Below are 19,402 nucleotides of genomic sequence, written 5' to 3'. Positions count from 1 at the left end.
TGCCTTCCCCGCCCGCCCTCCCCCTGCGAACCGGGGCTTCGAAGGAGCCGTTCGGCGGCCCCCGGGACACCGCGCGGAGCGCGGTGTCCCGGGGCCAGGGTCACGCCGAGCGCGGCGCAGCCGCAATCGGCACATCGGGAAGAGGGCGGCCAGGGCCTCTCGTGGGGAACGTCCCCGTGCGGTGCCCGAGACCCGCCCCGGCACGCCCGACGGCTACGCCAGGCCCGGGCCGCGCACCGGGATCGACGTGAACGTCGGCGCCGGAGCCGGCTCCGTGAAGAAGTCGTTGCCCTTGTCGTCCACGACGATGAACGCGGGGAAGTCCTCGACCTCGATCCTCCAGACCGCCTCCATGCCGAGCTCCTCGTACTCGACGACCTCGACCTTCTTGATGCAGTCCTGCGCGAGCCGCGCCGCCGGTCCGCCGATGGAGCCGAGGTAGAAGCCGCCGTGCGTGCCGCACGCGTCGGTGACCTGCTTGGAGCGGTTGCCCTTGGCCAGCATGATCTTGGAGCCGCCCGCCGCCTGGAACTGCTCCACGTAGGAGTCCATCCGGCCGGCCGTCGTCGGCCCGAAGGAGCCGGAGGCGTAGCCCTCCGGGGTCTTCGCGGGGCCGGCGTAGTAGACCGGGTGGTCCTTCAGGTACTGCGGCATCTCCTCGCCCGCGTCCAGCCGCTCCTTGATCTTCGCGTGCGCGATGTCGCGGGCCACGACCAACGGGCCGGTCAGTGAGAGACGGGTCTTCACCGGGTACTTGGACAGTTCGGCGAGCATCTCGTCCATCGGCCGGTTGAGGTCGATCTCGACGACGTCGCCGTCCTCGGCGAGCTGCTCGTCGGTCGTGTCCGGCAGGAACCGCGCCGGGTCGGTCTCCAACTGCTCCAGGAAGACGCCTTCCGCGGTGATCTTTGCGACGGCCTGCCGGTCGGCGGAACAGGAGACGGCGATGGCGACGGGCAGCGAGGCGCCGTGCCGCGGCAGGCGCACCACGCGCACGTCGTGGCAGAAGTACTTGCCGCCGAACTGCGCGCCGATGCCGATCTTCTGGGTGAGCTCGAAGACCTTCTTCTCCAGCTCCTCGTCACGGAAGCCGTGCCCGAGCTCCGACCCCTCGGAAGGCAGCTCGTCCAGGTAGTGCGCGGACGCGTACTTCGCGGTCTTCAGCGCGAACTCCGCGCTCGTGCCGCCGACGACGATCGCCAGGTGGTACGGCGGGCACGCGGCCGTGCCGAGCGAGCGGATCTTCTCCTCCAGGAACTTCATCATGCTCGCCTCGTTGAGGACGGCCTTCGTCTCCTGGTAGAGGAAGGACTTGTTGGCGCTGCCGCCACCCTTGGCCATGAAGAGGAACTTGTAGGCGCCGCCGTCGGTCGCGTACAGCTCGATCTGCGCCGGGAGGTTGGAGCCGGTGTTCTTCTCCTCCCACATGGTGATCGGGGCCATCTGCGAGTACCGGAGGTTCAGCTCGGTGTAGGCGTCGTAGATGCCGCGTGACAGCGCTTCCTCGTCGCCGCCCTCGGTGAGCACGTTCTGGCCGCGCTTGCCCATGACGATCGCGGTGCCGGTGTCCTGGCACATCGGGAGCACGCCGGCGGCGGCGATGTTCGCGTTCTTCAGCAGGTCGAGGGCGACGAACTTGTCGTTGGAGGAAGCCTCCGGGTCGTCGATGATCCGCCGCAGCTGCGCGAGGTGGGCCGGGCGCAGGAAGTGCTGGATGTCGTGGATCGCCTCGGCGGCCAGCTTGCGCAGGGCCTCCGGCTCGATCTTGAGGAACGTACGGCCGTCGGCCTCGAAGGTGGAGACTCCCTCGGCGGTCACCAGCCGGTACGGGGTGGTGTCCTCGCCCAGCGGGAGCAGATCCGTATACGCGAACTCCGGCATTTCGCCCATTCCTCACTTCGCAGACAGCAGCATGCCTCCGTCGGCAGCGCCATCCAGCGTAAGACGCCCGCGCAGCCCCGATCCTGTGAGGTAAGGCTCACTTCCCGGGCCGGGGTCGCGTGGACCGCACGGGGCGGCAGGGGCTACTCGGTGATCATCGCCGGACTCTCGAGCATCGCCTCCTCATGGCCGGCCCTGCGGGCTCATGACGCCGGCCCCCACGGCTTCGGCCCCCGCACGCCGGCCGCGCCTTCCGGTTGCTGCCGGACTGCTTACGGCGGCCGCCCGTGCGGGACACCGCCAGAGGCGGACCCCGCAGAAACGCCGGAATCGGCGGCGGGTTCCCGCCAGGCCGGTTTCCGCCGGCACCTGCGGTGGCGGCGCGCGCCGGACCGGGCGGCCGCCATCGGCCGGAACGGCGTGGACCACTAGTCGCGATCTATCGCGTTTCGCTAGGCTGGTGCCGTGGACCTCGAGAAGCAGCCCCAGAAGCCGGCCGCCCCGTTGGACCCGGCCGGTGCCATCCGCGCCTCCGATGCCGACCGCGACCGGATCGCGGACATCCTCAGGGACGCCCTGGCCGAGGGCCGGCTCGACGCGGAGGAGCACTCGGAACGCATCGACGCGGTCTACCGCGCCAAGACGGTCGGCGAGCTCGAGCCGATCGTCCGGGACCTGCCCGCCGCCGGCCGGCGGTCCGGCACCGCCGCCGTGCGCGACTACGACGACTGCGCCGATCCGGGCGGATCGGCGGAGAACCTCGTCGCCGTCTTCTCCAGCTCGACCCGCAAGGGCCGTTGGCGGGTGGGCCGCAGGACGAACGCCTTCTCGCTCTTCGGCAGCATCGAGATCGACCTCACCGAGGCGCTCTACGGCCAGCGGCTCTCCGTGATCAACGCGACCGCGATCTTCGGCAACGTCGAGGTGCGGGTCCCGGAGAACATCTCCCTGCGCGGCAGCGGAACCGGCTTCTTCGGGAACTTCGAAGTGGTGACGCTGGAGGCAGCGGATCCCGAGGCGCCGGTCGTCGTCGTCAACGGCTACTCCGTTTTCGGCAATGTCGAGGCGAAGCCGAAGCGCGGCCGGCGTATCTCCGACCTCCACGACAAGCTGCGCAAGCACCTGCGCTGAAACGGACGACGGGCAGCAGCAGGGGCGGCGGGACACGACCTGGGCAGGGGGCACTTTCGCGCCGCACGCGCCGATGCGTAATTCCGTGCGTCGGAACTCAGTGCCACTCAGTGCATAGGCGTGCGCACAGCGGGTAGGGACTGCTGCATCGTCTCTCGCTCGCGAATCCCGTCGTCAGGAGTAGACCGTGCTGCAACTGCCGCATCAGTCCCTGCAGGTGGCCGCCGTGCCGCACCAGCGCATTCCTGCCCGGGAGGACCAGGCAGGTCCCTGGCACGCGGAGGCGGTGTGCCGCCGGGACGAGGCGGGCCTGTTCTTCGCCCCGTCGAAGGAACCGACGGCCGAGCGGCTGGCGCGGGAGGAGGCGGCGAAGCGGGTCTGCGCCCGTTGCCCCGTGATGGTGGAGTGCCGGGAGCACGCCCTGCTGCAGCCGGAGCCGTACGGTGTGTGGGGCGGCCTGACGGCGGCGGAGCGCCGGGTGGTGCTGGCCCGTCGCCGGCGTCGTGAGGTGGAGCTGAAGAAGCCGGCGTCCGCGGCCTGACCAACAGACGGCCGTACGGAAACGGGGCGCCCCGCATCAGGGCGCCCCTTCCGTTTGCCTGCCGGGCCCGGACCGTGTCCGCCCGGCGACCGCCTACTGCGCGCGGTCGAAGTCGATCTGGCTGTACGCGCGGAGCTTGGACAGCCGGTGCGTCGAGTCGATCTGCCGGATGGTGCCCGACTTGGAGCGCATCACCAGGGACTGCGTGATCGCGGTCTCCGCGCGGTAGCGGACGCCGCGCAGCAACTCGCCGTCCGTGATGCCGGTGGCGACGAAGAAGACGTTGTCGCCGGAGACCAGGTCGTTGGTGCTCAGGACACGGTCCAGGTCGTGGCCGGCGTCGAGCGCGCGCTGCCGCTCCGCGTCGTCCTTCGGCCACAGCTTGCCCTGGATGACGCCGCCCAGGCACTTGATCGCGCAGGCCGAGATGATGCCCTCGGGCGTACCGCCGATGCCGAGCAGCAGGTCGACGCCGGTGCCTTCCTTGACGGCCATGATCGAACCGGCGACGTCGCCGTCCGAGATGAACTTGATCCGTGCGCCGGTCTCCCGGATCTCCTTGACGATCCCGTCGTGGCGCGGGCGGTCGAGGATGACGACCGTGACGTCCTCGGGCGAGGAGTGCTTCGCCTTGGCGACCCGCCGGATGTTGACGGAGACGGGCGCGTTGATGTCGACGTAGTCGGCGGCCTCCGGGCCGGTGACCAGTTTGTCCATGTAGAAGACGGCCGACGGGTCGAACATGGTGCCGCGGTCCGCGGCGGCCAGCACGGCGATGGCGTTGGGCATGCCCTTGGCCGCCAGCGTGGTGCCGTCGATCGGGTCGACGGCGATGTCGCACTCGGCGCCGGTCCCGTCACCGATCCGCTCGCCGTTGAACAGCATCGGCGCCTCGTCCTTCTCGCCCTCGCCGATGACGACGACGCCGTTCATCGAGACGGTGGAGACGAGGGTCCGCATGGCCTTGACCGCGGCGCCGTCGGCGCCGTTCTTCTCACCGCGCCCGACCCAGCGGCCGGCGGCCATGGCGGCGGCCTCGGTGACCCGGACGAGCTCCAGGGCGAGGTTGCGGTCGGGGGCCTCGGGGGAGACCTCGAGCTGGGACGGCAGATGATTCTCGGTCATCGGAGCGCACCTTTCTGTACGACGACGGCCGTAAATAAAGAGGGTGGGGCGACTCTATCGGTACGTCGACAAATTGAGCAGTGGGGGCCACGTTTGAGCACATCTGTCGGATGCGAACATGGGGGCGTGGCAGGTATGCGAGGCAAGCAGACGATCCGTGGAATGTTCCAGTCCATGGCGGTGATCGGCGTCGTCGTGGCGGGCATCTACATGCTCGTTCCGCATGACGAGAACAAGGACCCGATCAGGACGGTCGACTACCGCGTCGAGCTGGTGACGGCGCAGCGGGCCGCGCCGTACCCGGTGGCAGCGCCCGAGGGCCTCGGCAAGGGGTGGCGGGCGACGTCGGTCACCTTCGAGCGGGAGAACGCCCACGCGTGGCACCTCGGCTTCCTCGACCCGGACGACCAGTACGTCGCCGTCGAGCAGTCCACGGCGCAGTCCGCCGACAAGTATGTCCGAGAGGTCACCCACGAGGCCGCGAAGACGGAGCGGACCCGGCAGGTGGCCGGCAGGACCTGGCAGTACTGGGAGGGCCCCAAGTACGACGCCCTCGTGCTGACCGCCGACGGATCGACGACGGTGGTGACCGGCACGGCGACGCCGGAGCGGCTTGCCGAGATGGCCGCGGCCCTCGAGTCCGAGGAGCCGGGCGGCGCGGGCGACGGAGCGTCGGCCGGCCCGTCGGCGAAGCCGTCCGCCGGTTCCTGACCGCACCGGCGTCGCGGACGGCTCCACGCCGCCCGGCGTGGTGACCGGCACCGCGCGCGCCGGCACCGCGCGCGCCGGCGGCGTCGCGCAGGCGGCGAAAGGCCGCCGCGCCCCGACGGCGCGGCGGCTTTTCGGTGTCCGCGCGCGCTCGGGGCGCGCGGGGGTTGCTCAGACGGTGGTGACGACGTCCTCGTACGACAGGCGCGGGGAGCGCGGGAACCAGGCGTCCTCGCCCGGCTTGCCGATGTTGACGACCATCAGCGGCGTGTGGTCGTCGTCCAGGAACTCCTTCTGGACGCCGGCGGCGTCGTAGCCCGTCATCGGGCCGGCGGCCAGGCCGGCGGCGCGCACGCCGACGATGAAGTACGCGGCCTGCAGCGCGGCGTTCAGACCGGCGGCCTGCTCGCGGACCGGGCGCTCGGTGAAGAACATGTCCTTGGCCTGCGGGAAGTGCGGCAGCAGGGCCGGCAGCTCCTCGTGGAACTCGTTGTCGGCAGCGAGGATGGCGACCAGTGGCGCGGAGGCGGTCTTGGCCTGGTTGCCCCCTGCCATGTGCGCGACGAGACGCTCACGGGCCTCGTCGGAGCGAACCAGCACGACGCGCAGCGGGCTCTGGTTGAAGGCGGTCGGGCCGAACTTGACCAGGTCGTAGATCGCCTGGACCTGCTCCTCGGTCACCGGCTCATCGGTGAAGGTGTTGGCGGTGCGGGCCTCACGGAAGAGGAGGTCCTGGGCGGCGGGGTCAAGAACGAGGGACATCGGGCGTGCCTTCCGCATCAGTGGAAAATGCCTTACAGGCGCTGCCAACCGCCGAGCAATGCATTAAATTTCAACTACCTGCGGATTGTGACCCTCTTCACACTTCTGGTCTCCCGCTGAGGCCGCCGCGGAGCGCGTGGCGCCTACTCGCCGTCCGCCCCGTCCTCCTCCGGCGTCGCCAGGGCCGCGTCGAGGCGGGCCCGGGCGCCCTCCAGCCAGTGGCGGCACACCTTCGCCAGCTCCTCGCCGCGCTCCCACAGCGCCAGCGACTCCTCGAGCGTCGTGCCGCCCGCCTCCAGCCGGCGTACGACCTCGATCAGCTCGTCCCGCGCCTGCTCGTAACCGAGCGCGGCCTCTTCCGTCTTGGCAGCCATGCCATCCACCCTATGCATGAGGTACGACAACAGATCCGGCACCGGCCGGCGGCGTCACTCGGTCACCCGCACGTGGAACTCACCCTCCGAGACGCGAGCTCGTAGCGCGTCCCCCGCGCGCACCTCGTCCGGCGAGCGGACCACGGCGCCGTCGGTGCGCTGCAGCACCGCATAGCCCCGCTCAAGCGTCGCCGCAGGCGACAGCGAGACGACCCGGGCCCGCGTGTGCGCCAGTTCCGAGTCGGCGCGGTCCAGCAGATGGCCCAGAACCCGCCTGCTCCGGGCGACCAGCGCGTCCACCTCGGCCTCCCGCTCGTCCACCATCCGCTGCGGATGCTCCATGCACGGCCGGGCCAGCGCATGCGCGAGACCGCGCTCCTCCCGGTCCAGCAGCCCCTGCACGGTGCGCAGCGCCCGGTCCCGCAGCTGCCGCACCCGGTCCAACTCCTCGCCGACGTCCGGCACGACCTTCTTCGCCGCGTCCGTCGGCGTGGAGGCGCGCAGATCGGCCACCAGGTCCAGCAGCGGGGAATCCGGCTCGTGACCGATCGCCGAGACGACCGGTGTCGTGCATGCGGCCACCGCGCGGACCAGCTGCTCGTCCGAGAACGGCAGCAGGTCCTCGACGCTGCCGCCGCCGCGCGCCACGATGATCACGTCCACCTCGTCCAGGCCGTCCAGTTCCTTGACGGCCTGGACCACCTGCGGCACGGCGTGCACGCCCTGCACGGCGACGTTGCGAACCTCGAAGCGGACGTGCGGCCACCGCCGGCGGGCGTTCTCCAGCACGTCGCGCTCGGCCGCGGACGCCCGCCCGCAGACCAGGCCGACCCGGTGCGGCAGGAACGGCAGCGCCCTCTTCCGCTCCGGCGCGAACAGCCCCTCCGCGCCGAGCGACCGCTTCAACTGCTCCAGTCTGGCCAGCAGTTCACCGATGCCGACCGGCCTTATCTCCACGGCCCGCAGCGACAACTGCCCCCGGGGCGCGTACCACTCGGGCTTGGCGTACACGACCACACGGGCACCCTCGGCCACCACGTCGGCCACGGCGTCGAACACCTGGCGGAAGCAGGTGACGCTCAGCGAGATGTCGTACGACGGATCGCGCAGCGTCAAGAACACGACCCCGGCACCCGGCCGCCGCGACAACTGGGTGATCTGTCCCTCCACCCACACCGCCCCGAGCCGGTCGATCCACCCGCCGATGAGCCGTGACACCTCGCCGACCGGCAGAGGAGATTCCGCGGACGTGTTGAGAGCCATAGGGGCGAGCGTAACGGCCCCCTCCGACAACCCCCTGCCCCCGCACAGCGGCCTCCGGGCCGATGCGGGCGTGCCGCACGGCACGCGTCCCCGGGCCGGCCGCGATGCCCCTCGGCGCGTGGCGGCGCGAAGCTGCCGCCGGGCAGGTGGTGCCCGGGCGCCCGGCCCTGCGCGAAGCACGATCGGTCCCGCGCCGCGTACCTGAGGGCGTCAGCCCCGCCCGGAGGGCTTGGGGCGCATCGCAGCCCTCGGCCACGCACCGCCCCGACCGCTGCCCGTGGCTGATCAACCGAGGCTTCGGCCCGGCCTTACGATGGGGGGCATGACTGCTACGCCTCCCGCCCGACGCGTCCTCCTCGCCGCTCCCCGCGGCTACTGCGCAGGTGTGGACCGTGCCGTGATCGCCGTCGAGAAGGCCTTGGAGCAGTACGGGTCGCCGATCTACGTCCGCCACGAGATCGTCCACAACAAGTACGTCGTGCAGACCCTCGAGAAGAAGGGCGCGATCTTCGTCGACGAGACGGCGGAGGTGCCGGAGGGCTCGATCGTGATGTTCTCCGCGCACGGCGTCGCGCCGACCGTGCACGAGGAGGCGGCGCAGCGCCGGCTCGCGACGATCGACGCGACCTGCCCGCTGGTCACCAAGGTCCACAAGGAGGCCGTGCGCTTCGCCCAGGAGGATTACGACATTCTCCTGATCGGTCACGAGGGCCACGAAGAGGTCATCGGCACGTCCGGCGAGGCCCCCGACCACATCACCCTGGTCGACGGCCCGGAGGACGTGGCCAACGTGGAGGTTCGCAACCCCGACAAGGTCGTCTGGCTCTCCCAGACCACCCTGTCCGTCGACGAGACCATGGAGACCGTCGACGCCCTGAAGACGAAGTTCCCCGGCCTTGTCTCGCCCCCGAGCGACGACATCTGCTACGCCACCCAGAACCGCCAGACCGCCGTCAAGCAGATGGGCGCCGAGGCCGACCTGGTCATCGTGGTCGGCTCCAAGAACTCCTCGAACTCGGTCCGCCTCGTCGAGGTCGCCCTCGGCGCCGGCGCCAAGGAGGCCCACCTGGTCGACTTCGCGGACGAGATCGACGAAGCCTGGCTGGAAGGCGTCTCCACCGTCGGCGTCACGTCGGGCGCCTCCGTGCCGGAGGTGCTGGTCGAGGGCGTGCTGGAGTTTCTGTCGCAGCGCGGCTTCGAGGACGTCGAGATCGTGAAGGCGGCCGAGGAGTCGATCACCTTCTCGCTGCCGAAGGAGCTCCGCCGCGACCTGCGCGCCGAGGCGAGCCGCCTCGCGGGGCAGTGACGGCCAGCTCCAGCCCGTAACGTTGTGTCCATGAACGTCTTCGGAGTGGACATCGGCGGATCCGGGATCAAGGGCGCTCCCGTGGACCTGGATCGCGGTGATCTGGCGCTGGAGCGCCACAAGGTCCTCACCCCGCACCCGGCGACGCCCGACGCCGTGGCCGACGGCGTCGCGGAGGTGATCGGTCACTTCGGCTGGACCGGACCGGTCGGCATCACCTTCCCCGGCGTCGTCACCGGCGGCATCACCCGCACCGCGGCCAACGTGGACAAGGGCTGGGTCGACACGGACGCCGCCTCGCTGCTCGGCGAGCGCATCGGCGGGCTGCCCGTCACGATCCTGAACGACGCGGATGCGGCCGGCGTTGCCGAGATGACGTTCGGTGCCGGCCTCGGCCGCAAGGGCACTGTGATCCTGCTGACCTTCGGCACGGGCATCGGCAGCGCCCTCTTCATCGACGGCCGCCTGGTCCCCAACACCGAGCTGGGCCATCTCGAACTGAACGGCTACGACGCGGAGACGCGGGCGTCGACCAAGGCCAAGGAGGACGCCGACCTCAGCTGGTCGCACTGGGCGCGGCGGGTGCAGAAGTACCTGGCCCATGTGGAGATGCTGTTCTCGCCGGAGCTGTTCATCATCGGCGGCGGGGTGAGCCGCAAGTCGGAGAAGTTCCTGCCGCTGATCGAGGGCGTGCGGGCGGAGATCGTCCCGGCGGGGCTGCAGAACGACGCGGGGATCGTGGGAGCGGCGATGGCGGCGAGCCGGTAGGAGCCGCGGCCGGCGTGGTCGTCCGTGCCTGCCCCGGTCCTCTGTGCCTGCCCCAATCAACCGCGCCCGGCCGGTCGGCGTTCAGCCGCGCCGGCCGGAGCCGCCCGTACGGCCCCGGCGCTGCCGCCGCCCCATCGTCCGCAGTTTGCGTACGCAGGTGATGACCCCGGCCACCAGCGTCCCTCCGTACAGCCATCCCGCGTGCACGGCGAGCGCCGTCACCACGGCCATCGTCTGACCGCCGAACCCACCGCTGCCGCCGGAGATCGGCACGATCCCGACGGTGAACGCGATCGGCACGATGATCGGCGCGATGACCAGGTCGGCTTCGCGCACCCACAGCGCCGTCAGCGCGCTGACGGGCAGGAACAGCAGCCCGTAGACGATCGCCGAGCCGTTGAACAGAAGCTGGTCGAGGCTGCCCAGCGCCAGCATCGTCGCGGCACCGAACAGCCCGGCGCCGAGCCCGGTCAGCCGGGGGTTCGGCAACCGGCGCAGCGCCTGCACCAGCGGAGGGACAGGCCGTGGGGGGCGGGCCGGCACCGGATACGCGGTGGCGTCCGCGAGCGTGCCTGGTGCCGAGAGAGGGGGCTTCGGCTGCTGCCGGGGCTGGGGGCGACCTGTCCTGTGCTGCTCCACCCGGACAAACTAGGTCGAGAGGAGGTGCGAAACCGGCACTAGACACGCCCTTTGGACGACCTTGGCGCTGCGTTCGACCCCGGGCGGCCGTCGCAGGGCCGCTCGGGCCGCCCGTAAACTGGTGGATCGGCCCCACCCTCCCGGGCTGCGAGGGGCCTCCCGCCAGTCCTCGATCCTCCAAACTCTCCACGTCAGGAAGTCGCCAACGTGTCGCTCACGATCGGAATCGTCGGTCTGCCGAATGTCGGCAAGTCGACCCTGTTCAACGCCCTGACCAAGAACGACGTGCTGGCGGCCAACTACCCGTTCGCCACCATCGAGCCGAACGTGGGCGTCGTCGGGGTTCCCGACCCACGCCTCGCCGTGCTCGCGGGGATCTTCGGCTCGCAGCGCATCCTCCCCGCGACGGTCGACTTCGTCGACATCGCCGGCATCGTGCGCGGCGCGAGCGAGGGCGAGGGCCTGGGCAACAAGTTCCTGGCGAACATCCGTGAGTCCGACGCGATCTGCCAGGTCATCCGCGCCTTCAAGGACGAGAACGTCGTGCACGTCGACGGCAAGGTCTCGCCCAAGGACGACATCGAGACGATCAACACCGAACTGATCCTCGCGGACCTCCAGACCATCGAGAAGGTCCTGCCGCGTCTGCAGAAGGAGTCGCGGATCAAGAAGGACGTGGCCCCCAAGGTCGCGGCCGTGGAGGCGGCGAAGGAGATCCTCGAGAAGGGCGACACGCTCTTCGCGCACGGCATCGTCCAGGGCTCGGAGAAGGCCGAGCTCCTCCACGACCTGCACCTGCTCACCACCAAGCCGTTCCTCTACGTCTTCAACGTCGACGAGGACGAGCTGACGGACGACACCTTCAAGGACGAGCAGCGCACGCTGGTCGCGCCCGCGGAGGCGATCTTCCTGAACGCCAAGCTGGAGGCCGACCTCGCCGAGCTCGACGAGGAGGACGCCCTGGAACTCCTCCAGTCCGTCGGCGCCGAGGAGCCGGGTCTCGCCACCCTCGCCCACGTCGGCTTCAACACGCTCGGCCTCCAGACCTACCTCACGGCAGGCCCCAAGGAGACCCGCGCCTGGACCATCAAGAAGGGCGCCACCGCCCCCGAGGCGGCCGGTGTGATCCACACCGACTTCCAGAAGGGCTTCATCAAGGCCGAGGTCATCTCCTTCGCCGACCTGGTCGAGACCGGCTCCGTCGCCGAGGCCCGCGCGAAGGGCAAGGCGCGCATGGAGGGCAAGGACTACGTGATGCAGGACGGAGACGTGGTGGAGTTCCGGTTCAATGTGTAGGCGAACGCTTACTTTCTGCTAAGTGATCCGTCAAGTATGCAGATCGGAAGGGGTCGGACTCTGACGAGTCCGACCCCTTCGGCGTTCCGGTGCTGGCTTCGTGCTGAGTGTCAGGTGCGTCGAGGCGGGCTCAGCTTGTCCAGATCGAGGCTGATCTCGAAGGGCACCGGGCGCTGGAGGGTGCCCCGGAAGATACCGGCGGGCGCGTAGGCGCCGGTGGGTTCGTCGAGCTCGTAGACGTGGACGACGGGCGCCCCGTCCTCGTCCTCGATGCACCAGTAGTGCGGGATGCCGGCCTCTGCGTACTTGCGAAGTTTCACTGTGCGATCGCGGTGGGCGGACTCGGGGGACACGGCCTCCACGACGAGCTTCACGTCCTCCGGGGCGTACCACGTGCGGTCGGGGTCATAGGGCAGGTCCGTCAGCAAGAGGTCCGGCTCGGGGCGGTTGCGGGCATCGAGGCGGATCGTCATCTCCCGCTCGACCTCGAAGCCAGTCGGCGCCTGCGCCATGAGCGTGGTGGTCAGGGCGGTGACGAGGCGGCCATGCCAGGACCGCTGTGGCGACATCATGAAGACGAGGGCTCCGTCGATGAGCTCGGTGTGGCGTGGTGCCTCGGGGAGGCGGTCCAGGTCCTCCGCGAACCAGCCTTCCGCGCGCGGCGGGCGCATCCAGTCGGGCAGTGCGGTCATGGGACAACCCTAGCGATTGTGGCCGTCACGAGGGGAAGTTGTGCTGCTGATCCATAATCGCGCCGTACGCCGCAGGACGCCGAGCCCCCCGCGCCGGTGAGCGGGGTGACCACGGAGCCTGTACTTCTTCCGTGAATGGCAGTGGGCGCCGCCAGGGAGCAGCAGCTTCGTGCCGGCGCCCGGTGCATGGTGACGGCTACCCCCTTCCGGGCCCCGGCACTGCGGTGCCCGGAAGGACTTGCGTCGTCCCGTGGCTACGGCGCGACCAGGCCGGGGACGTCGATGAAGTAGGCATCGTCGCCCGCGCGCCACCGTGTGGGGGCGGTGGCGCGCAGGGGTCGCGTGGTGCGTCAGCTGCGGAGGGGTCCCTCGCAGAGGTAGTCGGAGGTGCCCGCGCGTCGGTCGGACCAGATGTCCACGTCGCCGAACGAGCAGTTCATGTCCGTCAGGTTGTTGTCGCCGCCCGCGGCGCGGTCGAGGAGGAAGTGGTCGACCGTCTCGGACATGTCCTTGAAGACGAGGTCGGCGTCGCCCGCGTCGGTCAGGTTGGCGGTGATGCGGCCGGTGCAGACGAACCGGGGCCGCTCTGCCGTGCCGCTGCCGTGGCACGCGGGGATGCTGCCGGTCGTCGCGACGAAGGAGGCGCGGGCCCCGTCGGCGGAGTCGTTGCGCAGCTGGTCCAGGGGGACGTAGCCGGTGTTCGGCACGAACAGGTCGTCGACATGGGCGATCTGCGCGTCGAGGAAGGCGTCGTACGCGCTCTGCAGGCTCGTGTCCTTGCCGAGCCGGTCGCGCCAGGCGTCGAACGCCGCCGGGTCGTCGGCGCGCAGGCTGCGGTACATCTCCCGCAGCAGTGAGGGGTGCTGCGTCCACAGGAACTCGAAGAAGGTGCCCGCGTAGTCGTAGAAGCGGAAGCCGTCGCCGTCGTACGTGGCGTGCAGCAACTGGTCCACGCTCATCCGCGGTCCGCCGTTCGCCGTGTCGTCGATGACGCCCTGGACGAGCGACTTGCGGACCTTGACGCCGTCACTGCGGCTGGCACCGGCGAAGAACTCCGCCGTGCCCTCGTCCATGGCCGTGGTGCGGTCGCCCTCGTACCAGGGGCCCTCGCCGAAGAAGCCGGGCACCGCCCACCGGCCGTTGAGGTAGTGACCGTACTCGTGGCGGAACAGCTCCTCCAGGGTCAGTGAGGAGTCCTGCGGCACACGGCGCTGGTACGTGTAGAAGGTCGCGCCCTTCTCGATGTAGATGCCGCCGTTGTCGGTGCCCATGCCGGTCAGGAGGGGATGGAAGATCTCGTACTCCTTGCGGGAGGAGTACAGGACGATGTTCAGAGCGGGGTTGGGGTCGCCCGCGAGAGGATCCTCACTGCCGACCACGCGATGGAACTGGGCCTTGACCTGCTTGCTCGCGTAGTACAGCTGGTCGACGGTGGCCCGGTCGAGGCCGGTGCGGACCCTGATGCGGTCGAGGCCGTCGACGCCGTAGAGGTAGGTGTACGGGAAGAGGCGCTTCTCGATGTCGGACTTGCACACGCGGTAGGGGGCGCAGGCGTCGTACACGCCCAGCCAGGTGGCGACCTTGGCCCAGGGCTCGCTGCTGTCACCGAAGGTGCGTGCCGTGACGCCCAGGAGGGTGCCCAGGCCGGAGACGGTCTCCTTGCGGAGTCCGTCTATCTGACCGAAGCGGCCGTACTCGTTCAGCGCGTCGCGCACCACCCAGGCGTTGGGCCTGTCCTTGAGGTGCGCGTGACGGGCGGAGGCCCTGAAGGCGGCCCGGTAGGAGGGGGTGGCCTTCGCCGCGGCGTGGAAGGCGGTGTCCTGGTTGCCGGGGTAGACGCCGAGGTAGTTCAGGCTGAGCGCGGCGAGGGCGGCCCCGGCCCACGAGGTGTCCTGGGCGGTGTCGGGGTGCCGGGCGTCCATGGTGGCCAGCACCCGCTTGACCAGTGGAAGTTGGTACTGGCGCAGGCCGGGGGCCGAGGCCGCGTAGAGCCCCTCGCGCAGGGTCTCGGCGTTGGTGCGGGTGGCTTCGAAGGTGCGGGCCGCCGAACCGAAGGCGGCGACGCCACGGCGCATGGTGGTCAAGGTCGGTGTGTCGGTGATGTCGATCTCGTCGCGCGAGAAGTCGTGGTACGCGACGGCGTGGAGATACGTGAACATCTCCAGCAGATGGCTGCTGTTCCTGCCGTCGTGGGAGGCGGCGAGGCCGGCGATGCGGCGGGAGACGGTCTGGACGTGCGCGTCCGACATGACGGGTACGAGGCGCTGGTCCCAGGCCCACAGGACCGACCGCAGACAGCCGTCGGCGGTGACGGCGGGGTCGGCGAGGAAGTCGGCGAACCGGCTCGGGGAAAGGCCCGTGACGCCGTCGAGGGTGCAGGGCACGTCTGCCGCGCCGAGGGTGGCTCGCGGCACGCCGGCCTCGGCCCTGCCCTTCTGCGCGGGGGTGCGGGGGCCGGGGACGCGGCCGCGGCTGACGCCGCTGGGGGCCGGGAGCGGACGGGCGGCGCGGTCCGGGGCCTCGGCCAGGCGGTCGACCCTGTCGGCGGAATCCGGTGGGGAGGCCGGCCGTATCGCCGAAGGGGTGGTGGGCGTGAGGGGCGAGGTGGGAGCGGGTTCGGCCGCTTGGGCGGGCTGGACGGCCGTCACGCAGAGCGTGAGCGCCGTCACGGCGGTGGGCAGTACCGCGCGCAGGGATGTGCGCCGGGCCGCACGCAGAGGTCGGCGCGGGTTTCTCGACTGGAACACATTGGCTCCTGTGTGGGAGGTGGCAAGAGATGCGCTGTGTGGCGGAAAGCTTCTCGGGATCCAACTGCCTTGATTCGAACGGCAGTTGAGCGCCATGTGATGTGTAACGTAGTAATGTGAAATGGCACTGTAAAGAGATGTGCGCCGTGGATCGCGATCGATCACTCCGTGCCTCGGACCCCCAGGGGGCCGAGGCACAGCCGTGCCCGTTTCAGACGGCCTCGGGGAAGTGGCAGGCCACCTGACGGGCCTCGCCGGGTGCCGGGGCCCTGAGTTCCGGTGCCTCGGTCCGGCAGATCCGCTGCGTCTTGGGGCAGCGGGGGTGGAAGGTGCAGCCGGGCGGGGGAGACGCCGGACTCGGCGGATCCCCGAGCAGCGTGATCCGCTCACGGGCCCGCTCGCCGACCGGATCGGGCAGCGGCACGGCGGACAGCAGGGACCGCGTATAGGGGTGGGCGGGGGCGGTGTACACCCGTTCCTTGGGGCCGATCTCGACGATGCGGCCGAGGTACATCACGGCGACCCGGTCGCACACTCGCTTGACCACCGAGAGGTCGTGGGCGATGAAGAGGTGGGCGAGAGAGAGCTCCCGCTGCAGACGGTCCATCAGGTTGACGATCTGGGCCTGCACGGAGACGTCGAGCGCCGAGACCGGTTCGTCCGCGACGATCAGCCGCGGGCTCGTGGCCAGTGCGCGGGCGATGCCGATGCGCTGGGCCTGGCCGCCGGAGAACTCGTGCGGGTAGCGGTCGATGTGCTCGGGGATCAGCCCGACGAGCTCTATCAGTTCGGTGGCCCGGCGGCGCGCGTCAGTGGCGGTACTGCCCTGCACCAGAAGGGGATCGGAGATGATCCGGGCCACGGTCTGGCGCGGGTTGAGGGAGGAGTGCGGGTCCTGGAACACCATCTGTATCTCCCGCCGCAGCGGCCTCAGCTCGCGCTGGGAGAGATGGCTGATGTCGCGGCCGTCGTAGCTGACCGAGCCGCCGGTCGGCTCGAGGAGGCGCACGATCATCCGGCCCGTGGTGGACTTTCCGCAGCCGGACTCACCGACCAGCCCGAGGGTCTCGCCCCTCGCCACGTCGAAGCCGACTCTGTCGACGGCCCGCACGGGGCGGGCCGAGCGGCCACGCCCGCCGGGGAACGTCATGCTCAGGTCCCGTACGGACAGCAGAGGTTCGGGTCCGGGCCGTGAGGGGTCCGGACCTGGTGCGTCGTCCTGCGTCATGGGGTGGCCTCCCTGGGCGGGGTGTACGGGGCCGCGGTCGGGCCCAGCGGCAGATGGCAGGCAACCGTGTGCCCCGCGACGGCCGCCGGGCGGGGCCTGATCCGCTCGCACCGCTCCAGCGCCTCGGCGCCTGCGAGGGCGGCCCGCGGACAGCGCGGCGCGAAGGCGCACCCGGGCGCCGGGGCGAGCAGCGACGGTGGGTTGCCGGGGATCGCCCGCAACGGGGCGTCGTCGGGGTCGTCGAGCCGGGGCAGGGAGTCGAGCAGGCCCCGCGTGTAGGGGTGGGCCGGGGCGGCGAACACGGCTTCCACCGAGGCCTGTTCGGCCACCCTTCCGCCGTACATGACCAGGACGTCGTGGGCGACGCGTGCCACGACACCGAGGTCATGGGTGATCAGGACGACGGCGAGGGAGCGCTCCTGCTGGATCCGGGCGATCAGTTCCAGGATCTGGGCCTGGACGGTCACGTCCAGAGCGGTGGTGGGCTCGTCCGCGATGAGCAGGTCCGGTTCGCACGCCAGCGCCATGGCGATCACCACCCGCTGGCGCATCCCTCCGGAGAACTGGTGGGGGTACTCGCCGGCCCGGCGCCGCGGTTCCGGAATCCCGACCTCGGCGAGCATCTCGACGGCGCGAGCCCGGGCGGCGGCGCGGCGGGAGCCGAAGTGGACCCGGTGGTGCTCGGCTATCTGCTCGCCCACCGTGTAGTAGGGGTGCAGGCTGGAGAGCGGGTCCTGGAAGATCATCGCCATCTTCCGGCCGCGCAGCCGGTTCAGCTCGCGCTCGGTGAGTCCGACCAGTTCACGGCCCTCCAGGGTGATGGAGCCACTGACCTCGGCACCGGTGAGCAGGCCCATCACCGCCATCGAGGTCACGGACTTGCCGGAGCCGGACTCGCCGACGATGCCGAGGGTCCGTCCCCGTTCGACGCGGAAGGAGAGCGAGTCGACCGCGCGCACCGGGCCGTCGCCGGTCGGGAAGGTGACGGTCAGGTCCCGTACGGACAGCAGGGGTTCGACGGCCATCACAGCCTCACTCGCGGGTCGACGACGGCGTAGAGCAGGTCAACGGCCAGGTTGGCGACGACGATGAAGGCTGCCGCGAGAAGGGTCACGCCGAGGATCACCGGCTGGTCGCCGGTGGACAGGGCGCCGTAGAACAGCCGCCCGACACCGGGGAGTCCGAAGATGGACTCGGTGATCACCGCGCCGGCGAGCAGGCCGCCGAGGTCCATGCCGAAGAGGGTGAGGACGGGCGTCATGCCCGCCCGCAGACCGTGCTTGACGACGACGGTGCGGCGCGGGAGGCCCTTGGCGCGGGCGGTGCGGATGTACGGCTCCGCCATCGTCTCGATCATCGAACTGCGGCTCTGGCGCGCATACATGGCCGCGTAGAGGACGGCGAGGGCCAGCCAGGGCAGCAGGAGGTTCGACGCCCATCCCACCGGGTCGTCGCCGAAGGGCACGTACTGGGGGTAGGGGAGCAGGCCCGCCACCCGGATGACGCCGTAGATCAGCATCATCGAGGTGAAGTAGACCGGCAGCGATGCCGCGCCGACAGCACCGACCATCAGGACCCGGTCGGTGAGGGTGCCCTTGCGCAGGGCCGCGACCGTGCCGGCGCTCAGACCGAGTGCCAGCCACAGCGCCGCGGCGCCGATCGCGAGCGAGGCGGAGACGGGCAGGCGGTCCGTCAACAGGTCCCAGACGGCCTCACTGTTCTCGTACGAGTAGCCCAGACAGGGGAAGCCGCAGCGCATGGCGTACTGGCCGCTGCCCGTGGTGCGGCCGGTGAAGATGCCGCTGACGAACTCCCAGAACTGCCGCCACAGCGGCTGGTCGAGTCCCATGTGGGCGCGGATCGCGGCCAGTCGCTCGGCGCTGCACGCCTTTCCGCAGGCCGCGGCTGCGGGGTCGGAGGGAAGGACGTAGAAGATGGTGAAGGTGACGGCGGCGACGGCGGTCAGCACACCGATGACGGCGGCCAGCCGCCGCAGCGTGTAGAGGATCATGCGCGGGCGCTCCTCGGGTCGAGGATGTCCCTCAGGGCGTCGCCGAGCAGGGTGAAGGCAAGCACCGTCAGGAACAGGCAGGTGCTCGGGACGATGAAGTACATGGGATCCGTGTCGTAGAAGGAGACGCTCTCGGCGATCATCTGCCCCCAGGACGCGGTGGGCGGGCGGACGCCGACGCCCAGATAGCTCAGGGCGGCCTCGGTGGCGATCATCCCGGGGACGATCAGGGTGGTGTACGCGATGACGGGTCCCGCCACGCCCGGCAGGATGTCGCGGGTGAGGATGCGCCAGGGACCGGCGCCGCCGACGCGGGCGGCGTCGACGTACTCGCGGTGCTTGAGCGAGAGCGTCTGTCCGCGCACGACGCGGGCGATGCCGGGCCAGCCGAAGAGGCCGATGACCGCGGTCATCAGCACGATCCGGTTGACGTCACGGGCCACCGACATCATGGCGATCATGAAGATGAGGGAAGGGAAGGACATGGTCAGGTCCATCAGCCGGGAGAGCACGGCGTCGGTGCCGCCGCCGAAGTAGCCGGCCGCGGTCCCGGCCGCGACACCCGTGACGACGACGATGGCTGTGGCGGCGAAGGCGATGAGCAGCGAGACCTGAGCGCCGTGCACGACCCGGGCGAACAGGTCGCGGCCGGTGACGGGTTCGACGCCGAGCCAGTGCTCGGCCGAGACGCCGCCGAGCGGTCCGATGGGCTGCCCGCCGAGATAGGGGTCGACGGCGCTCTTGTCGAACTCGTCGGGGCCCCAGCCGCTCAGCGAACTGAGCAGCGGGGCGGCCGCCGCCATGAAGACGAAGAGGGCGACCACGGCGAGGGAGAGCTTCACGGAGGTCCGCCGGCGCAGTTCCGCGCGGGCGAGCTGCCAGGGGCCGCGGCCCGCAGGGACGGCCGGGGAAGTGGTGGCTGCCATGAGC

The 19,402-nt window shown here is 70.5% G+C and carries 18 protein-coding genes; 6 read left to right on the top strand and 12 right to left on the bottom strand.

Annotated elements, in window-relative coordinates:
• Window positions 1–213 precede the first annotated feature (213 nt).
• Window positions 214–1,890 carry a fumarate hydratase gene (locus IE198_RS18405; RefSeq protein ID WP_189887816.1) on the bottom strand — a complete coding sequence of 559 codons (1,677 nt, stop codon included), beginning with the start codon at window positions 1,888–1,890 and terminating at the stop codon, window positions 214–216.
• Between the two features lie 456 nt (window positions 1,891–2,346).
• Between IE198_RS18405 and IE198_RS18400 the strand changes: the two genes are divergently transcribed.
• Window positions 2,347–3,012, top strand: a complete 666-nt coding sequence (locus tag IE198_RS18400; RefSeq protein ID WP_189887814.1) for a DUF1707 SHOCT-like domain-containing protein — start codon at window positions 2,347–2,349, stop codon at window positions 3,010–3,012.
• A gap of 187 nt (window positions 3,013–3,199) precedes the next feature.
• Window positions 3,200–3,553 carry a WhiB family transcriptional regulator gene (locus IE198_RS18395; protein ID WP_100108866.1) on the top strand — a complete coding sequence of 118 codons (354 nt, stop codon included), beginning with the start codon at window positions 3,200–3,202 and terminating at the stop codon, window positions 3,551–3,553.
• A gap of 93 nt (window positions 3,554–3,646) precedes the next feature.
• Here the strand turns inward: IE198_RS18395 and glpX are convergent, their stop codons facing one another.
• On the bottom strand, window positions 3,647–4,678 hold the full coding sequence (gene glpX / locus IE198_RS18390) for a class II fructose-bisphosphatase (RefSeq protein WP_189887813.1): 1,032 nt from the start codon (window positions 4,676–4,678) through the stop codon (window positions 3,647–3,649).
• A 135-nt stretch (window positions 4,679–4,813) separates the two neighbouring features.
• Here glpX and IE198_RS18385 point away from each other — a divergent pair, with 135 nt between their 5' ends.
• Window positions 4,814–5,389 carry a DUF4245 domain-containing protein gene (locus IE198_RS18385; protein WP_189888010.1) on the top strand — a complete coding sequence of 192 codons (576 nt, stop codon included), beginning with the start codon at window positions 4,814–4,816 and terminating at the stop codon, window positions 5,387–5,389.
• A gap of 168 nt (window positions 5,390–5,557) precedes the next feature.
• Here the strand turns inward: IE198_RS18385 and IE198_RS18380 are convergent, their stop codons facing one another.
• From IE198_RS18380 to xseA, 3 genes are all read right to left on the bottom strand, one after another.
• Window positions 5,558–6,148: a malonic semialdehyde reductase gene (locus IE198_RS18380; protein WP_189887811.1), complete on the bottom strand. Its 591-nt coding sequence runs from the start codon at window positions 6,146–6,148 to the stop codon at window positions 5,558–5,560.
• Window positions 6,149–6,291: 143 nt separating this feature from the next.
• Window positions 6,292–6,522 carry an exodeoxyribonuclease VII small subunit gene (locus IE198_RS18375; protein ID WP_189887809.1) on the bottom strand — a complete coding sequence of 77 codons (231 nt, stop codon included), beginning with the start codon at window positions 6,520–6,522 and terminating at the stop codon, window positions 6,292–6,294.
• Window positions 6,523–6,576: 54 nt separating this feature from the next.
• A complete protein-coding gene (gene xseA / locus IE198_RS18370; protein WP_189887807.1) occupies window positions 6,577–7,785 on the bottom strand; it encodes an exodeoxyribonuclease VII large subunit in 1,209 nt (402 codons plus the stop codon).
• A gap of 322 nt (window positions 7,786–8,107) precedes the next feature.
• Between xseA and IE198_RS18365 the strand changes: the two genes are divergently transcribed.
• Together IE198_RS18365 and ppgK are read left to right on the top strand one after the other, a co-directional pair.
• Entirely contained in the window at window positions 8,108–9,091 is a 984-nt protein-coding gene (locus tag IE198_RS18365; protein WP_189887805.1) for a 4-hydroxy-3-methylbut-2-enyl diphosphate reductase, read from the top strand.
• A 30-nt stretch (window positions 9,092–9,121) separates the two neighbouring features.
• Window positions 9,122–9,859, top strand: coding sequence for a polyphosphate--glucose phosphotransferase (gene ppgK / locus IE198_RS18360; protein ID WP_189887803.1), 738 nt, complete (start codon window positions 9,122–9,124; stop codon window positions 9,857–9,859).
• Window positions 9,860–9,940: 81 nt separating this feature from the next.
• Here the strand turns inward: ppgK and IE198_RS18355 are convergent, their stop codons facing one another.
• Window positions 9,941–10,498, bottom strand: coding sequence for a DUF6542 domain-containing protein (locus tag IE198_RS18355; protein ID WP_189887802.1), 558 nt, complete (start codon window positions 10,496–10,498; stop codon window positions 9,941–9,943).
• A gap of 207 nt (window positions 10,499–10,705) precedes the next feature.
• On the opposite strand from IE198_RS18355, the gene ychF reads away from it, so the two are divergent.
• Window positions 10,706–11,794, top strand: a complete 1,089-nt coding sequence (gene ychF / locus IE198_RS18350; protein WP_189887801.1) for a redox-regulated ATPase YchF — start codon at window positions 10,706–10,708, stop codon at window positions 11,792–11,794.
• A gap of 110 nt (window positions 11,795–11,904) precedes the next feature.
• On the opposite strand, the gene IE198_RS18345 is transcribed toward ychF, so the two are convergent.
• The 6 genes from IE198_RS18345 to IE198_RS18320 all read right to left on the bottom strand — a co-directional run bounded on the left by IE198_RS18345 (window position 11,905) and on the right by IE198_RS18320 (window position 19,398).
• Window positions 11,905–12,486: a Uma2 family endonuclease gene (locus IE198_RS18345; protein WP_189887800.1), complete on the bottom strand. Its 582-nt coding sequence runs from the start codon at window positions 12,484–12,486 to the stop codon at window positions 11,905–11,907.
• Between the two features lie 350 nt (window positions 12,487–12,836).
• Window positions 12,837–15,233: a collagenase gene (locus IE198_RS18340; protein WP_189887799.1), complete on the bottom strand. Its 2,397-nt coding sequence runs from the start codon at window positions 15,231–15,233 to the stop codon at window positions 12,837–12,839.
• Window positions 15,234–15,444: 211 nt separating this feature from the next.
• Window positions 15,445–16,461, bottom strand: a complete 1,017-nt coding sequence (locus IE198_RS18335; protein WP_189887798.1) for an ABC transporter ATP-binding protein — start codon at window positions 16,459–16,461, stop codon at window positions 15,445–15,447.
• Complete coding sequence (locus IE198_RS18330) at window positions 16,458–17,486, bottom strand: ABC transporter ATP-binding protein (RefSeq protein ID WP_189887797.1); 1,029 nt, start codon at window positions 17,484–17,486, stop codon at window positions 16,458–16,460. Before IE198_RS18330 ends, IE198_RS18335 begins: the two co-directional genes overlap by 4 nt.
• Complete coding sequence (locus tag IE198_RS18325) at window positions 17,486–18,472, bottom strand: ABC transporter permease (RefSeq protein WP_189887796.1); 987 nt, start codon at window positions 18,470–18,472, stop codon at window positions 17,486–17,488. Before IE198_RS18325 ends, IE198_RS18330 begins: the two co-directional genes overlap by 1 nt.
• Window positions 18,469–19,398: an ABC transporter permease gene (locus tag IE198_RS18320; RefSeq protein WP_189887795.1), complete on the bottom strand. Its 930-nt coding sequence runs from the start codon at window positions 19,396–19,398 to the stop codon at window positions 18,469–18,471. The genes IE198_RS18325 and IE198_RS18320 overlap by 4 nt, the downstream gene beginning before the upstream one ends.
• Window positions 19,399–19,402 lie beyond the last annotated feature (4 nt).

The sequence above is a fragment of the Streptomyces xantholiticus genome (assembly GCF_014651015.1).
GTDB classification, from domain to species: domain Bacteria; phylum Actinomycetota; class Actinomycetes; order Streptomycetales; family Streptomycetaceae; genus Streptomyces; species Streptomyces xantholiticus.
This window is presented reverse-complemented; position numbering and strand designations above follow the sequence as displayed.

Excerpts from the sequence above, each read along its gene's own strand:
- IE198_RS18325 (WP_189887796.1), bottom strand. The coding sequence starts at position 18,472 with ATGATCCTCTACACGCTGCGGCGGCTGGCCGCCGTCATCGGTGTGCTG.
- ppgK (WP_189887803.1), top strand. The coding sequence starts at position 9,122 with ATGAACGTCTTCGGAGTGGACATCGGCGGATCCGGGATCAAGGGCGCT.
- IE198_RS18375 (WP_189887809.1), bottom strand. The coding sequence starts at position 6,522 with ATGGCTGCCAAGACGGAAGAGGCCGCGCTCGGTTACGAGCAGGCGCGG.
- IE198_RS18335 (WP_189887798.1), bottom strand. The coding sequence starts at position 16,461 with ATGACGCAGGACGACGCACCAGGTCCGGACCCCTCACGGCCCGGACCC.
- IE198_RS18320 (WP_189887795.1), bottom strand. The coding sequence starts at position 19,398 with ATGGCAGCCACCACTTCCCCGGCCGTCCCTGCGGGCCGCGGCCCCTGG.
- IE198_RS18330 (WP_189887797.1), bottom strand. The coding sequence starts at position 17,486 with ATGGCCGTCGAACCCCTGCTGTCCGTACGGGACCTGACCGTCACCTTC.
- IE198_RS18380 (WP_189887811.1), bottom strand. The coding sequence starts at position 6,148 with ATGTCCCTCGTTCTTGACCCCGCCGCCCAGGACCTCCTCTTCCGTGAG.
- IE198_RS18385 (WP_189888010.1), top strand. The coding sequence starts at position 4,814 with ATGCGAGGCAAGCAGACGATCCGTGGAATGTTCCAGTCCATGGCGGTG.
- IE198_RS18345 (WP_189887800.1), bottom strand. The coding sequence starts at position 12,486 with ATGACCGCACTGCCCGACTGGATGCGCCCGCCGCGCGCGGAAGGCTGG.
- IE198_RS18365 (WP_189887805.1), top strand. The coding sequence starts at position 8,108 with ATGACTGCTACGCCTCCCGCCCGACGCGTCCTCCTCGCCGCTCCCCGC.
- IE198_RS18405 (WP_189887816.1), bottom strand. The coding sequence starts at position 1,890 with ATGGGCGAAATGCCGGAGTTCGCGTATACGGATCTGCTCCCGCTGGGC.
- xseA (WP_189887807.1), bottom strand. The coding sequence starts at position 7,785 with ATGGCTCTCAACACGTCCGCGGAATCTCCTCTGCCGGTCGGCGAGGTG.
- glpX (WP_189887813.1), bottom strand. The coding sequence starts at position 4,678 with ATGACCGAGAATCATCTGCCGTCCCAGCTCGAGGTCTCCCCCGAGGCC.